The 14,763-nt window shown below is 72.4% G+C and carries 12 protein-coding genes; 4 read left to right on the top strand and 8 right to left on the bottom strand.

The genetic code is table 11. The features are described from left to right. Positions 1 to 55 precede the first annotated feature (55 nt). From ACOZ38_RS18300 to ACOZ38_RS18280, 5 genes are all read right to left on the bottom strand, one after another. A complete protein-coding gene (locus ACOZ38_RS18300; protein ID WP_424532083.1) occupies positions 56 to 1,075 on the bottom strand; it encodes a branched-chain amino acid ABC transporter permease in 1,020 nt (339 codons plus the stop codon). Beyond that, positions 1,072 to 1,935 carry a branched-chain amino acid ABC transporter permease gene (locus ACOZ38_RS18295; RefSeq protein WP_405149776.1) on the bottom strand — a complete coding sequence of 288 codons (864 nt, stop codon included), beginning with the start codon at positions 1,933 to 1,935 and terminating at the stop codon, positions 1,072 to 1,074. The genes ACOZ38_RS18300 and ACOZ38_RS18295 overlap by 4 nt, the downstream gene beginning before the upstream one ends. 115 nt (positions 1,936 to 2,050) lie before the next feature. Next, the gene (locus tag ACOZ38_RS18290) at positions 2,051 to 3,295 is read right to left on the bottom strand and encodes an ABC transporter substrate-binding protein (RefSeq protein WP_424532081.1); all 1,245 of its coding nucleotides are present in this window, start codon (positions 3,293 to 3,295) and stop codon (positions 2,051 to 2,053) included. Between the two features lie 93 nt (positions 3,296 to 3,388). Continuing rightward, a complete protein-coding gene (locus ACOZ38_RS18285) occupies positions 3,389 to 4,117 on the bottom strand; it encodes an ABC transporter ATP-binding protein (RefSeq protein ID WP_424532079.1) in 729 nt (242 codons plus the stop codon). Continuing rightward, positions 4,104 to 4,862, bottom strand: a complete 759-nt coding sequence (locus ACOZ38_RS18280) for an ABC transporter ATP-binding protein (RefSeq protein ID WP_424532077.1) — start codon at positions 4,860 to 4,862, stop codon at positions 4,104 to 4,106. The genes ACOZ38_RS18285 and ACOZ38_RS18280 overlap by 14 nt, the downstream gene beginning before the upstream one ends. 425 nt (positions 4,863 to 5,287) lie before the next feature. Here ACOZ38_RS18280 and ACOZ38_RS18275 point away from each other — a divergent pair, with 425 nt between their 5' ends. The 4 genes from ACOZ38_RS18275 to ACOZ38_RS18260 all read left to right on the top strand — a co-directional run bounded on the left by ACOZ38_RS18275 (position 5,288) and on the right by ACOZ38_RS18260 (position 10,112). Continuing rightward, complete coding sequence (locus ACOZ38_RS18275) at positions 5,288 to 6,679, top strand: tannase/feruloyl esterase family alpha/beta hydrolase (protein WP_424532075.1); 1,392 nt, start codon at positions 5,288 to 5,290, stop codon at positions 6,677 to 6,679. Positions 6,680 to 6,759: 80 nt separating this feature from the next. Beyond that, entirely contained in the window at positions 6,760 to 6,912 is a 153-nt protein-coding gene (locus ACOZ38_RS18270) for a hypothetical protein (protein WP_424532073.1), read from the top strand. 78 nt (positions 6,913 to 6,990) lie between these two features. Continuing rightward, entirely contained in the window at positions 6,991 to 8,076 is a 1,086-nt protein-coding gene (locus ACOZ38_RS18265; protein WP_424532071.1) for an NAD(P)/FAD-dependent oxidoreductase, read from the top strand. A 704-nt stretch (positions 8,077 to 8,780) separates the two neighbouring features. Continuing rightward, the gene (locus tag ACOZ38_RS18260; RefSeq protein WP_424532069.1) at positions 8,781 to 10,112 is read left to right on the top strand and encodes a sensor histidine kinase; all 1,332 of its coding nucleotides are present in this window, start codon (positions 8,781 to 8,783) and stop codon (positions 10,110 to 10,112) included. A gap of 129 nt (positions 10,113 to 10,241) precedes the next feature. On the opposite strand, the gene ACOZ38_RS18255 is transcribed toward ACOZ38_RS18260, so the two are convergent. The 3 genes from ACOZ38_RS18255 to ACOZ38_RS18245 all read right to left on the bottom strand — a co-directional run bounded on the left by ACOZ38_RS18255 (position 10,242) and on the right by ACOZ38_RS18245 (position 14,740). Next, the gene (locus ACOZ38_RS18255; RefSeq protein WP_424532067.1) at positions 10,242 to 11,534 is read right to left on the bottom strand and encodes a protein kinase domain-containing protein; all 1,293 of its coding nucleotides are present in this window, start codon (positions 11,532 to 11,534) and stop codon (positions 10,242 to 10,244) included. 66 nt (positions 11,535 to 11,600) lie between these two features. Beyond that, positions 11,601 to 14,009 (bottom strand): FtsX-like permease family protein, encoded by a 2,409-nt coding sequence (locus ACOZ38_RS18250; protein ID WP_424537038.1) that lies wholly within the window; start codon positions 14,007 to 14,009, stop codon positions 11,601 to 11,603. Then, a complete protein-coding gene (locus ACOZ38_RS18245; RefSeq protein ID WP_405149788.1) occupies positions 14,009 to 14,740 on the bottom strand; it encodes an ABC transporter ATP-binding protein in 732 nt (243 codons plus the stop codon). The genes ACOZ38_RS18250 and ACOZ38_RS18245 overlap by 1 nt, the downstream gene beginning before the upstream one ends. Between the last annotated feature and the right edge of the window lie 23 nt (positions 14,741 to 14,763).

Genomic DNA, 14,763 nt, shown 5'->3' with positions numbered 1-14,763 from the left:
CTAGAAGTACGGGAATGCGGCGAGCTACCTCGGACACGAATCGCGGATCAGGGCGCTACACCGGCGAGCCGACGCCCTGGGTGGGGGCGGGCGTGCCGTCGGGCGCGTCCCCGGGGCCCCGCTCCCCCGGCCGGCCGCCGCCGGAGCGGGCCGCCAGCAGGTGGCGCGCCGTCCCCCAGATGCCCCGCCGGAACACGAGCACCACGATCACGAAGATCGTGCCCGTGACGATGCCGATGCCCTCGAAGCCGGCGGTCACCAGGTAGTCGTTCAGCTCGACGACCAGGGCCGCGCCGATGACGCCGCCCCACAGCGTGCCGATGCCGCCGAGGACGACCATCATCACGGCCTGCCCGGACGTCGTCCAGTACACGCTCTCCAGCGAGGCGAAGCCGTGGCCGATGGCGAACAGCCCGCCGGCCAGCCCGGACAGCCCGGCCGACAGGACGAAGGCCAGGAGCTTGTAGCGCTGGACCGGATAGCCGAGGGCCTGCGCGCGGGCCGGGTTGTCCCTGATCGAGACCAGCACCCTGCCGAACGGCGAGCGGACGATCCGCCACACCGCGACGAACCCGGCGAGCACCAGGGGCAGCCCGGCGTAGTAGAAGACGAACGAGTCGGACAGGTCGAGGCCGAGCAGCTCGCGCGGGACGCCCTGCAGGCCGTTCTCGCCGCCCGTCAGGTCCCGCCACTGGTTGACCACGAAGTAGACCATCTGCGCGAAGGCCAGGGTGACCATCGCGAAGTAGATGCCGCGCAGCCGTACGGACAGGTAGCCGATGGGGACCGCGAGCACGGCCGCGAACGCCGCGCCGCCGAGCACGGCGACGGGGAACGGCAGCCCGCTGTGCAGCGCGATGAGGCCGGCGGCGTACGCGGAACCGCCCCAGAACGCGGCGTGCCCGAAGGACAGCAGCCCGGTGAATCCGAGCAGCAGGTCGAGCGCGGCGGCGAACAGCGCCCAGCAGGCGATGTCCAGGGCGACGGGAGGGTAGACCATCCAGGGCAGGGCCAGGGCGAGGAACAGCCCGGCGACGAGCAGGATCGGCCTCGCGGCCAGCCGGGAAAGGATCACGACAGCGCCTCCTCGCGTCCGAACAGGCCGGCGGGCCGCCAGAGCAGCACGGCGGCCATCAGGATGAACACCAGCGTCTGGGACAGGGCCGGTACGTAAAGGTTGCCGAGCGCGGAGATCAGCCCGATCGCGAACCCGGCCGCCACCGACCCGAAGATCGACCCGAGCCCGCCGATGACCACGACCGCGAAGACCGTGATGATCAGGTCGCCGCCCATGAGCGGGTTGACCGCGCGCATGGGGGCGGCGAGCACTCCGGCGAGCCCGGCGAGCGCGATGCCGAAGCCGAAGACCGGGGTGACCCAGCGGGCGACGTCGATGCCGAGGGCGCGCGTCAGCTCGGGCCGCTCGGTCGCGGCCCGCACGATCATGCCCACGCGGGTGCGGGTGAGGACCACCCACACCGCCGCGCAGACGACGACGGAGACGGCCAGCACGAACACCTGGTAGGCCGGGTAGCCGAACAACCCGAGGTCGACCGTGCCCGAGAGCAGGTCGGGGCGGGGGTAGGGCTGCGACTGCACGCCGTACTCCCGCTTGACGAGGTCCTGCAGGATCAGCGCGAGGCCGAAAGTGAACAGGAAGTTGTAGAGCGGGTCCAGCGGCGCGAGCCGCCGGATGAACAGCCGCTCCAGCACGGTGCCCGCCAGGCCGAGCACGATGGGGACCGCGACCAGCGCGACCCAGAAGTTCACGCCGAACGAGTCCAGCAGCACGTAGGAGCCGAACGCGCCGAGCATGTAGAAGGCACCGTGGGCGAAGTTGACGACGCCCAGCATGCCGAAGATGACGGCGAGGCCGAGGGCGAGCAGGGCGTAGAAGGCGCCACCCACCAGGCCGTTGAACGCCTGTTGAAGCACGGTGACCTCCAAGGGGACGGGCGGGGGCGGGCGCCCCCGCCGTGGGGCGTGCGGCCGGGGCGGCCCCGGCCGGGGGGCTCGGAACCCGGGCGCGGGTGGCCGCGCCCGGCGCGGCTCAGAGCTTGCAGGCGGGGTCGGCGGGCTGGAACGCCTGGTCGGCGGGGATGGTGCTGAGGATCTTCTCGTAGTCCCAGGGCTCCTTGACCTCGCTCGACGGCTTCACCTGGGCCAGCGAGACGTCGTGCAGGAGCAGGTGGTCCTGGGCCCGGATCGTGGCGTTCCGCGCGAAGACGTCCTCGAACTTGAAGCCTTCGAGCTGCTTGACCACCGCGTCGGAGTCATCGGTGCCCGCGCGCTGCACGGCCTCCAGGTACTGCGTGGCGGCGGAGTAGTTCGCGGCGTTGGGGAAGCTCGGCCGCTTGTTCACCTTGGCCTGGAACTTGTCGGCCCAGGCGCGGTTCTCGGGGTTGGCGTTCCAGTACCACGCGTCGGTGAACTTGGTGCCCGCGAGCGCGTCCGGGCCGAGCGAGTGGATGTCGGTGATGAACATCAGCCCGACCGCCAGGCCGATGCCCTTGTCGCGGAGCTTGTACTCGTTGTACTGCTTCACCAGGTTGACCAGGTCACCGCCGGCCTGCATGGTGCCGAGCACCTCGGGCTTCGGGGTAAGGCCCGGGGCCTTCAGCAGGAACGTCGAGAAGTTGTCGTTCGGGAACGGCGCGGGGTCGCTCTGGATGACCGTGCCGCCGGCGCCCTTCACGGCCGCGGTGAAGTTCTTCTGCATGTCCTGCCCGAAGGCGTAGTCCGGATAGACGATGTACCAGTTCTTCGACCCGTCCTTGGTGACCGTGTCGCCGGTGCCGTGGGCCAGCATGTAGGTGTTGTACCCGTAGTGGAACGTGTACTTGTTGCACTGGGCGCCTTCGAGCTCGGTCGTGGCGGCGCCGATGTCCATGAAGATCTTCTTCTTGGCCTTGGCGACCCCCGCCACCGCCAGCGCGGCGGCCGAGGAGGGCACGTCGAGCACGACGTCGGCGTGCTGCCGGTCGTAGAGTTCCTGCGCCTTGGAGTTGGCGACCTCCGGCTTGTTCTGGTGGTCGGCGGACAGGACCTCGATGTCCTTGGCGACCGCCTTGTCGCCGTACTTCGCCTTGTAGTCGGCGACGGCCATGTTGACGGCCTCGACGCTGCTCTTGCCCGACAGGTCGGCGTAGATCGCCGACTGGTCGTTGAGCACGGCGAGCACCACCTTGCCGTCGCTGATCTTGTCCCCGCTCCCCCCGCTGCCGGGTCCGCCTGCGCAACCGGCGATCGTGGCTCCCGCCGCCACCACGGCGGCCGCTCGGCCCAGAGCTTTCATGTACGTCTCCTGTCGGTTCTTCGGGTGGGTTCCGGGGCGGCCGATCCGGGACGTCCGGATCGGATCCGGGGCGGCCGATCCAGTGGGTCCTGGTCAGATGCCGAGGTAGTCGAGGAGCTCGTGCTCCCGGGCCCGCATCTCGTCGTTGTCCAGGGACTCGACGATCCGGCCCTCGGCGAGCAGGTAGTGCCGGTCGGCGACCGTCGCGGCGAAGTGCACGTTCTGCTCGATCAGCAGGACGGTCGTGCCCTGCCGCTTCACCTCGCGGAGGATCTCGCCGATCTGCTGGACGATCAGCGGGGACAGCCCCTCGGTCGGCTCGTCGCAGAGCAGCAGCCGCGCGCCCATCCGCAGCACCCGGGCGAGGGCCAGCATCTGCTGCTCGCCGCCGGACAGCTTGGTGCCGGGGAAGGACCGCCGCTCCCGCAGCCGGGGGAAGGTCTCGTACACCCGGGTCAGCGGCCAGGGGTCCGGGCCGACGGCGGGCGGGAGGGTCAGGTTCTCCTCCACCGTCAGCGTCGAGTAGACCCCGCGGTCGTCGGGGACGTACCCGAGGCCGTGGCGGGCCCGCCGGTGCGCTGGGAGCCGGGTGATGTCCGCCCCGAGAAGGGCGATGTCCCCCGAGTAACGGCCCTGCAGGCCCATCAGGCAGCGCAGCAGCGTCGTCTTGCCGGCGCCGTTGCGGCCGACCAGCGTGACGATCTCGCCCTTCCCCACCTCGATCGACACGTCCCGCAGGACCTGCGCCTCGCCGTACCAGGCGGACAGGCCGCCGACCCGGAGGATCGGGCCGGTGCCTGTTCCGGTGTCAGTGCTCGGCATTGGCGTCTCCCAGGTAGGCGCTGATGACGCGGGGGTCGTGGCGGATCTCGGCGTACGGGCCCTCGACGAGCACGCGGCCGCTCTGCAGGACCGTCACGCGGTCGGCCAGGCTGGAGACGACGCTCATGTTGTGCTCGACCATCACGACCGTCCGGCCGGCGCGCACCTTCCTGACCAGCTCCACGGTGCGGTCGACGTCCTCGACGCCCATGCCGGCCGTCGGCTCGTCCAGCAGCAGCACCTTCGGGTCCAGCGCCAGCGCGAGAGCCAGCTCCAGGGCGCGCTTGTGGCCGTAGGCGAGCGTGCCCGCCGGGATCCCGGCGTGCCCGGCCAGCCCGACCTGGTCCAGCAGCTCCAGCGCCCGGTCGCGGAACCGGTCGAGCAGCCGGTGCGACCGCCAGAACCGCCAGGTGACGCCGGTGGCGCCCGCCAGTGCCAGCTCGACGTGCTCGCGCGGGGTCATCTGCGGGAACAGGCTGGTGATCTGGAAGGACCTCGCGACCCCGAGGCGGGCGACCTGCTCGGGGCGCCTGCCGGTCAGGTCGTGCTCGCCGAGCAGGATGCGGCCGGCGCTCGGCTTCAGGAAGCCGGTCAGCAGGTTGAACAGCGTGGTCTTGCCGGCGCCGTTGGGCCCGACCAGCGCGTGCACGCTGCCCTCCGCGATGTCCAGGTCCACGCCGTCGACGGCGCGGAAGCCCCGGAACTCCTTGGCCAGGCCCTGCGCCCGCAGGACGGGACCGTCCATATGGCCTCCTCGTGGCTCATCCCCGGCGTCGTCCGGTGGGTTTCGTCCAGGTCACCTTGGCGTTAACGGACGAAGTCGTTGTGACGCGGAACACTAAGCGAGCCCGGGGAGGTGTTCCATGTGGCCGTGGCACACAATGAGCGGGCAGAAGGCGGGTGCCCCCCACATCCGCCGCAGGTCACAGGGCCGCGACGCCGGCGGATACCTCGTTGTGCGGCCGGGCCACGTAGGCCCGGCCCCCATCCGGGCCGCCGCCGGGAGCGCCGCCGCATCCCTGTGGCGGCCCGCCGGCCGGGCACGTGGGCGCGGGCGACATACCGGGAAGCCGAAATGTGGGGGTCGCGGACGTGGCCCAGCTCACAGTCGATGGCCACCATGGCGGTCACTCGATCGACAGCACGTCGCACGCCATCTGAGGAGTCCTCATGCGATCAACCCGAGTCCGGCGGGGCCGGCTACTGGGCCTGGCAACGGCCGCCGCGATCGGCGCCTCCCTGATCGGGCCGGTGTCCGCCGCCGGTGCCGCCGCCGCTCCCTGCGCGGGGGTCGAGCGCGTCAGGGTGCCGGGCGCGGAGAAGCAGATCTCCGCCTGCCTGGACGACCTGACCACCGCGGGCACGGTCGCGTCCGGGCACTCCATCGCGGCCGAGTGGGCCGGGCTCACCTCGGCGGGCGCCACCAACCCGACCGGCGTGCCGGGCGCCCAGATCGACGGCTACTTCCCCGACACCTCGACGTTCAACACCGACCACGGCTGGAACCACGACAGCCAGTTCGTGATCCGCCTGCCCGAGCGCTGGAACGGCGGACTGGTGGTCGCGGGCACCCCCGGCAACCGCAGGCAGTACGCCAACGACTTCGCGATCTCCGACTGGGTGCTCGCCCAGGGGTACGCGTACGCCGCGACCGACAAGGGCAACAGCGGCGTGACGTTCTACCAGGACGGCGTGAAGCCCGGGGACGCGCTGGTGGAGTGGAACGACCGCGTCACCCAGCTCACCCGCGCCGCCAAGGCGGTCGTGGCGCAGCGGTACGGCCGGGCGCCCCGCCGGACGTACGCGGCCGGGATCTCCAACGGCGGCTACCTGGTGCGCTGGCAGCTGGAGAACCACCCCGAGCTGTACAGCGGCGGCGTCGACTGGGAGGGCACGCTCTGGCGGGAGGACGGCCCCAACCTGATGACCTTCCTGCCCGCCGCGCTCCGCGCCTACCCCGCGTACGCCGCCACCGGCGACGCCGCCGCCCACGACGCGATGATCGCCGCGGGCTTCGCGCCCGGCTCCGAACCGCTCTGGGACTACCACTACAAGGTCTACTGGGACCTCACGCAGCGGCTCTACCGGGAGGAGCTGGACCCGGCCTACGACGGCGCCACCGAGGCGGGCACGCCGTACTGCGCCTCGGGGACGCCAGGGTGCGACACCGACTACGACTACGCCACCCGGCCCCGGGCCGTGAAGAAGGCCGTCGAGCGGATCTCCCTCACCGGGCGCATCGGGCGGCCCCTCATCACCCTGCACGGCACGCTCGACACGCTGCTCCCCATCGGCGAGGACTCCGACGTCTACGAGAAGCTGATCCGCTCGCGGGGACGCGACCCGCTGCACCGGTACTACCGGATCGAGGGCGGCAACCACGTCGACGGGCTCTACGACGCCTATCCCGGCCTGCTGCGCCCGATCCTGCCGTGCTTCCGCAGCGCGTTCGCGGCCCTTGAAAGCTGGACCACGCGCGGCGACGCACCGCCCGCCGACGCCACCCTCCCCCGCCCCGCCTCCGGGGACCTGGCGAACACCTGCTCGCTCACCGCGAGATGACGTGCGCTCAGGAGGTTTCGATCTCCGGCGCCGGGTAGAGCAGCGGCTTCACCAGCCACACGAAACGAAGGACACCCCCCGTGAACACCGTCCAGCTCATCCTGCTCATCGCGGCGTTCGTCGCCTTCCTGCTCGCCGCCGTCAACGCCAGTGTCCCGCGCGTGAACCTCATCGGCCTCGGGCTGGCGCTGTACGTGCTCAACGAGCTGATCCCGGTGATCGACAAGCTGTGAGCCCACCACCCTCGCGCGTCCGGGCTCGCGGACCCCACCCGCTCCCGGCCCCGCGAGGGCTGCTGAGATCATGCGGCCATGACTGATCGGGTCGTCGTCGCCGGAAGTGGAATCGTCGGAGCGAGCGCCGCCTACCACCTGAGCCTCAGGGATGTGGCGGTGACCGTGATCGACCGGCCGCTCGCCGGGCAGGCCACCGGCGCGGGAGCCGGCATCGTCTGCCCGTGGGTGGACCATGACGGCGACGACGCCTGGTACCACCTCGCCCTGGAAGGCGCCCGCTACTACCCCCGGCTCGCCGGACTGCTGGCCGAGGACGGCGAGCCCGGCACCAGCCACGCCGAGGTGGGCGCGCTGCTGGTGGCGGAGGACCCCGCCGAGCTGGTGCAGGTCGAGGCGCTGCTGCGGAGCCGGCGGCCCTCGGCCCCCGAAATGGGCGAGATATCCGAGGTCGACCGGCCCGGCGCGCTGTTCCCGCCGCTGAGTCCCGGGCTGGTCGCCCTGCGCGTCGGGGGCGCGGCGCGGGTGGACGGCCGGACCGTCCGCGACGCCCTGATGCGCGCCGCCGTACGGCACGGGGCGCGGGTGCTCACGGGCGCGGTCTCCCTGACCGCCTCGGGCGCTCCCCTCCTCGACGGGTCGCCGGTCGAGTCGGACGCCGTCGTGGTGGCCGCGGGAGCCTGGTCGGGCGAGGTCTGCCGTCCCCTCGGCCACATGACACCCGTGCGGCCCCGGCGCGGCCAGATCGTGCACGCCGGGCTTCCCGGGGTGGAGACCGCCGGGTGGCCGATCGTCCTGCCCCGGCTCGGCCCGTACCTGCTGGGGTTCCCCGGGTCGCGCGTGGTCCTCGGCGCGACGGTCGAGGACGCCGGGTTCGACCCCCGCGTGACCGCGGGCGGCCTCGCCGAGGTGCTGGCCGCCGGCGTGCGGCTGGCGCCCGGGCTCGCGGACGCCACGGTCACCGAGACCCGTGCGGGGCTGCGTCCGGTCTCCGCCGATGGGCTTCCCCTGCTCGGGATGCTCCGTGAGGGGGTCGTCGTCGCGACCGGCCTCAGCGCGTACGGCCTGACCGCCGGGCCGTACGCCGGGCTCGTGGCCTCCTGCCTGGCCGTCGGCGAGACCCCGCCCCTGGACGTCGCCCCCTACTCCCCCACGCGGGGCTAGCCTCCGGCCGCGCCGCGCGGTTCGCCGCCCCCGACTATGCATGACTACGGTATTCGGTATACACTATTCACGAGACATGCAAGTAGTGGGTTAGGATTGCCTAAAACGCATTTGAGGATCTTGTAATGCCTGTCTGACGTGCTAACTTGAGTTTTTCCAGATAGCTCGCGAACGCACCGCCACGACCCGGCCCGCCGCGCACACGGCGAGCATCGGTCGCGGAGCACACCCCCCCGGAGACGCCCACAGGGCCCTCTCAGCGCAGGCTCCAGCCGCGGCGTCACGGGCACCATGAGCCACCGGCCGGTCGGCCGATCTCAGCCATCAGAAGGAAGCACATCTGAAGAAAGGTGCGGAAAGCGCTATCCCGGCCGGATGGCGACCCGCGCGGGAGCCTGGCCGCGAAGCCGGCCGAGCACAGTGGATGTCGCCCCCGTTGCCGCCCAGCGAGGCGCACCCGGCGGAGCATCACCAAAGCCACGACACCAGGACGACACCTGGCGCCGGTCTCCCTACCGGCGGCGGACAACAACGCCGGCCGCGGCAGTCACGTTGGGGAACACTTGTCGCAGGGAAAGATGATCATGTTGGGTGAGGAACGCGTACGTACCTCATATCGGCTTCCATGGGGAACGCGAGTCCATCCCCGTTCCATCCGTGGGCGAGTCACCGCCCTGGTCAGCCTTCTCGCGATACTTCTCCTCGTGCCTTCGGGCGTGCTGGCCGGTGTGGTCGCACACCAGTCCGTGGCCAACACCGTGTGGCTGGAGGCCAGGCAGGAGGCGACGATCGCCGCCGCGGCCGACCGCCTGGGACACCCGAGGGGGGAGATCAGATCCGAGGTTCCCGGCATCGACCTGGTGCAGATCGTCGGCCCCGACCATCATGTGATCGCCGCCTCCACCGCCGCCCGGGGGCTGCCTCCGATCAGCACCGCCTGGCCCGAACCACGCGACCCGCAGGAGGACGTGCAGAACTGCACGCAGAGCAAGGTCGGCTGCGTCCGCCTCTCCGCGCTGCGGGAGACCGGCGCGGCCAACTCGCCCGTCGTCTACGCCGGCAGACGCGCTCCCGCCGAGAGCGCCACCGGCCTCATCAACACCATCTTCGTCACCCAGGGCATCGCCCTGATCACGCTCGCCGCCGCGACGACCTGGAAGGTCACCGGCCGGACGCTACGGCCGGTGGAGGGCATCCGCGCCGAACTGGCCGCGATCAACATGAACGACCTGAGCGCCCGCGTGCCCGAACCCATGTGCGACGACGAGATCGCCCGGCTGGCCCGGACGATAAACAGCACGCTGGAGCGGCTGGAGCACGCCAAGGGGCGGATGGAGCGGGCGCTGAACCAGCAGCGGCAGTTCGCCGCCGACGCCTCGCACGAGCTGCGAACCCCCGTCGCCGGGCTGCGCGCGCAGCTGGAGGAGGCCCAGCTGCACCCCGGCGAGACCGACCTGGAGGAACTGCTCGCGCATTCCCTGAGGGACGTCGACCGGCTTCAGTCGATCATCATCGACCTCCTGCTGCTGGAGCGGGTCGGGACCGGCGCTGTCAGGAGCAGCGAGAAGGTCGACCTCGCGGCGGTCGTGCGGGCGGAGGTCTCGCGGCGGCCCCACCCCGGCAGGGTGCGCCTGCGGCTCGCGCCCGGCGTGAGCACCGAGGCCGACCACAACCAGATCGTCCGCGTGGTCACCAACCTGCTGGACAACGCCGAACGGCACGCCAGGCACTCGGTGTCCGTCGAGGTACGCCCGAACGGCCGCAACGCCGAGATCGTGGTGGACGACGACGGGGACGGCATCGCCGTGGGCGACCGGGAACGGATCTTCGAGAGGTTCACCCGGCTGGACGCGGCCCGCAGCCGCGACCGGGGAGGCACCGGCCTCGGCCTGGCCATCGCCCGCGACATCGTCCAGGCCCACAGGGGCACCATCGAGGTGGGCACCTCCCCCGTCGGAGGCGCGCGTTTCCTCGTCAGCCTGCCGCTGGCCGAGCCGTGCGTTCCCGGCCGGCACACGACCCACAGCCCGGCGTGACCGGGGGGCCTCGCGGGGCACGCCCGGCGGCGGGCGCCCCGGTCGGTCCCGCCCGAGGTGGCGTCCGCCGTCACTCATCCGGGGCGAGCACAGCCCCACTGACCCTCGCCCGCCCGAGCCCGCGGGCGGTCAGTCGTCCTTGTCGTTCCCGTTGGACTTGCCCTTCTCCGGCTTCTTGCCGTTGTTGGCGCCATAGTGGTTGCCGTTCGAGCCGTTGCCGTTGCTCTGGCCGGAGCCGGAGGGGATCGTGACCGGTGGCCGGGGTGGCGTCGTCCCGGTGGCGGGCTCGCTCGTCCTCCGGCCGGTGGGCACCGGCACCGGCACCGGCTCCGTCGTGCGGCGCGCCACCGGCCGCGCGGTGATCCGGGGCGTGACGGTCCGGATCAGCGATACGGTCACCGTCGGGGTGCTGACGGCGGAGACGGCCTGCCCGGCATCGGAACCGGACGCCGTCACGTAGGCCACCCCGCCCACCGCCGCCAGGCCCAGGAGCACGACCAGGGCCGCGCTCCCGATCATGATGCCCCGCCGCCCTCGTCCTTGCGGCGCCGGAGGTACGGTCGACCCCCGCGCCGTCTGGAAGGGCTCGGCCGCCTGCCCGCTCGCGACCGCCGACAGCCGCCGCGCCGCCTCGTCGGCGGTCATCCTGGCCTCCGGGTCCTTGACCAGCAGTCCCTCGATCACCGGGGCCAGCGCGCCGGCCAGGGTGAACGGCTCCGGCTCCTGGTACATGACGGCGGCGAGCGTCGCCAGCGCGTGGCTCCGGTGGAACGGCGACCGGCCCTCCACCGCCAGGAACAGCGTCACACCGAGCGACCACAGATCCGAGACCGGCTCCGCCTGCCCGCCCGCCGCCCGCTCGGGAGCGATGAACGCGGGCGTGCCCATGAGCACGCCCGTCCGGGTCATCGGGGAGTCCTCATCGAGGGTCGCGATGCCGAAATCGGTGAGCACGGCGTCGCCGTCGCCGGTGATGAGCACGTTGTCCGGCTTGACGTCCCGGTGGAGCACGCCCGCCGCGTGAGCGGCCCGCAGTGCCGCCAGCACCTGGGCGCCGATCTCGGCGACCCGCCGGGGCTGCAGCGGACCCTCCTCGGTGAGGATGGACGCCAGCGTCCGGGAGGGCACCAGCTGCATGACGATCCAGGGGTGGCCGCTCTCCTCGAACACGTCGTACACGGCCGCGACGCCGGGGTGGCTCAGCCGGCCCGCGGCCCTGGCCTCGCGAAACGTGCGGGTGGTGAACATCTCGCGCTCCGGGGCCGTGAGCCCGTTGATGCAGTGCAACTCCTTGACGGCGACCTCCCGCCCGAGGAGCTCGTCCACTGCCCGCCAGACGACGCCCATGCCGCCGCGCCCCAGTGGCTCCACCAGCCGGTAGCGCCCCGCGACCAATCGCCCCGACGTCTCCGAATCGGCCATGATCGGGACCGTACCCCCGCATTCCCCTCGCATTCCACCGTGATCAAACGGTTAGCCGCCCAGATGTCACTCGCGGGCGCCGACGGCCTCCGCGGGGCGCTCCCTGAGGGCGAACCGGCCGGGCAGCACGGTCGCCGCCAGGGCCAGGGCGCCCGCCGCGGCGACCACCGCGAGGTAGGTCAGCGGCGGGACATAAGGCTGCGCCGACCCCGTCATGCCGAGGCTGAACGCCGACAGCGTCACGAGGGAGATCAGCGTGCCGAGCACCACGGCGATCAGCACGGCGGTCAGCGTCTCCAGCCGCAGCATCCGCAGCACCTGGCGCCGCGTCGTGCCGACGAGGCGGAGCAGGGCGAACTCGCGGGAACGGTCCGAGGTGGACATGGCCAGCGTGTTGACCACGGCGATCGCGGTGAACGCGATGATCAGCCCCATGGCCACGTAGTTCACCTCGGCGTTGGAGGAGCCCACCTCGGCGGCCCCCGCCCGGTCGAGCACCAGGGCGCCGGGGGCGGCCCGCTGGAGAAGCTCGCGCGGCACGGAGGGCGCGGAGACGAGCAGGGTGCCGAGCGGGTCGTCCACATGCCCGGCGACCACGTCGATGGGCAGGGTGAGCTCGCCGAACCCGAGACCCCTCGCGTAGATGGCCGCGACCTTGGCCACGGCTGGGGTGCCGTCGCCGAGCGTGAGGCTCACCTGGCCGCCCACCGACACGCCCAGCCGCTCGGCCGCCGTGTCGCTGACCGCGATCGACCCCGGGCCGAAGCCACGCAGGGAGCCAGAGGTGACCCCGAGGTCCAGGGTGCGTTCGAGCCCGGCGGGGGTGACGCCCTGCACGCCGTACTTCTCCAGCCCGATCCTGACCGAGCCGCGCAGCACCTCGGTCACCGCGGCCACGCCGGGCACCTTCCGCACGGCCGAGGCCGTGGCGGCGGAGACGCGCGGCCCGAGCGTGTAGTCGGCCCTGGTGCCCGAGGTCGCCTGCCGCTCGGCGGCGTGCTCCATCGTGGTCTGCGCGAACAGGATCGTGCAGGTCATCGCGACCATCAGGCTGAGCGGGGTGATCACCGAGGCCAGGCGCCGCGATCCGGCGCGCAGGTTGGCGGCGGCCAGGTACCCGCCCACCCGCGAGGACCGCAGCGGAACGCCGAGCACCGCGACCGCCGCCCGGGCGAGGACCGGGCCGAGCAGGGCCACGGCGACCGTCCACACCAGGGTGGTCAGCATGGTGACCGGGCTGGACGCGGCCTCCGTCGACAGCGCCGACAGCACAAGGGTCAGCGCGACGCCGCCGCCGGTGAACGCCAGCCCGGCGATCAGCCGGCCCCAGGGCAGGCGAGCCGCCGGCAGCGCCGCGTCGCCGAGCGCCTCCACGGGACGGATGCGCGCCGTGCGGCGGGCCGACACGCGCGCCGCCGTCCACGCCGCCGCCACGGTCGCCAGCAGGGCCGCGAAGACCGGGAACGGGCTGACGACCAGCGCGAGGTTCTCCGGCATCGCGCCGAGGGCGACGAAGCGGGAGCGCAGCCAGAAGCCAAGGCCGACGCCCGCGGCGGAGCCGACGACCCCTGCCGCCAGGGCCACCATGAGCGCCTCGCCGCCGAGCAGCTCGCGGATCTGCCGGGGCGTCGCCGCGACCGCCCGCAGCAGGGCGAGCTCGCGCTGGCGCTGCTGGATGGACAGGGCGAAGGTGCCCACCACCACGAGGATCGCGACCAGCAGCGATGTGCCGCCCAGGGCGCCGCCGAGGCTGATCAGCTTGACCCTGGACTTCTCGGCGTCGAGGAACTCCACCTTGCCGCGGTCGTCCCCGCTGTAGGCGACCGCGCCCTGGACCGAGACGTCCACCTTGGGGAAGACGCCGATGGCACTGACCATCCCGGGCCTTCCTGCCAGCCGCCGGGCCTCCTGCGTCGAGAAGAACAGGCTGCCCAGAGTCTGGCGGGTCACCCCCACCACCTGGTACTGGCGCGGGGCGGCCGTGGAGGAGACCGTGAGGACGGACCCCGGACGGAGGCCGAGGCCCGCCTCCACCACGACCTCGCCGGCGGCCCGGGGCGCGCGCCCCTCGGCCAGCGTGTAGGGCGTGAGCGCCGCCGACTCCCAGCCGTGGCCGGTGAGCGGGCCGTCCTTCGTGTAGGCCGGGAAGGTCACCTCGGTGACGACCTTCTCCACCCCGGGCGCGCGCCTGAGCTCATCGGCGAGGGACGCGCGGATCCAGGCGCGCTCCGACAGCGGCTTGGCCTTCGACTTGCTCTTCTCCGCCGACTTGCGGACGGTCTCGCGGACGAACTGGTCACCCGCGACGAGCACCGGGGTGCCCGCGTACCTCTGGGGGGCGACGCTTCCGCGCAGCCCGGTCTCCAGCAGCATGCCGCAGGCGCACACCAGGGCGGCGGCGCACAGCAGGGCGAGGAACGCGCCGGCGAACCCGGCCTTGCGGTGCCGCAGCGTCTTCAGTGCCAGCCAGACCATCACACCCACGCTCCGAGCCTGGTCATCCGCTCGGCGACCTTGTCCGAGGTCGGGGCGGTCATCGAGTCCACGATCCGGCCGTCGGCCAGGTAGAGAACGGTGTCGGCGTAGGAGGCCGCCACCGGGTCGTGCGTCACCATCACGACCGTCTGGCCCATCCCGTCCACCACTTCGCGCAGCAGGGTCAGCACGTCCCGAGCGGTCATCGTGTCGAGCGCGCCGGTCGGCTCGTCGCCGAACACGACCTCGGGCCTGGTCACCAGCGCCCTGGCGATCGCCACGCGCTGCTGCTGGCCACCGGAGAGCTGGGCGGGACGGTGCCCGGTGCGTCCGTCGAGGCCGACCCGCGACACGATCTCCGCCAGCCACGCCCCGTCCACGGCGGCGCCCGCCAGCCGCAGCGGCAGCGTGATGTTCTCGGCCACCGTCAGCGACGACACCAGGTTGAACGCCTGGAACACGAACCCGATCCGCTGCCGGCGCAGCTCCGTCAGCCGGGTCTCGTTCATGCCGTCCAGGGCGGTGCCGCCCAGGCGCACCGACCCCGAGGAGGGCAGGTCCAGCCCCGCCGCGCAGTGCAAGAACGTGCTCTTTCCCGAACCCGAAGGGCCCATCACGGCGGTGAAGCTCCCCCTCGGGATGCCCACCGTCACCTCGCGCAGGGCCGCCACCGCGCCCTGGCCCTTCCCGTACACCTTGCTCACCGCGTCCAAGCGCACCACGTCCGTCATGCCGTTCAGTCTGCTGACCTGCC

The sequence above is a fragment of the Sphaerisporangium viridialbum genome, assembly GCF_049674955.1.
In the GTDB taxonomy this organism is placed as follows: domain Bacteria; phylum Actinomycetota; class Actinomycetes; order Streptosporangiales; family Streptosporangiaceae; genus Sphaerisporangium; species Sphaerisporangium viridialbum.
This window is presented reverse-complemented; position numbering and strand designations above follow the sequence as displayed.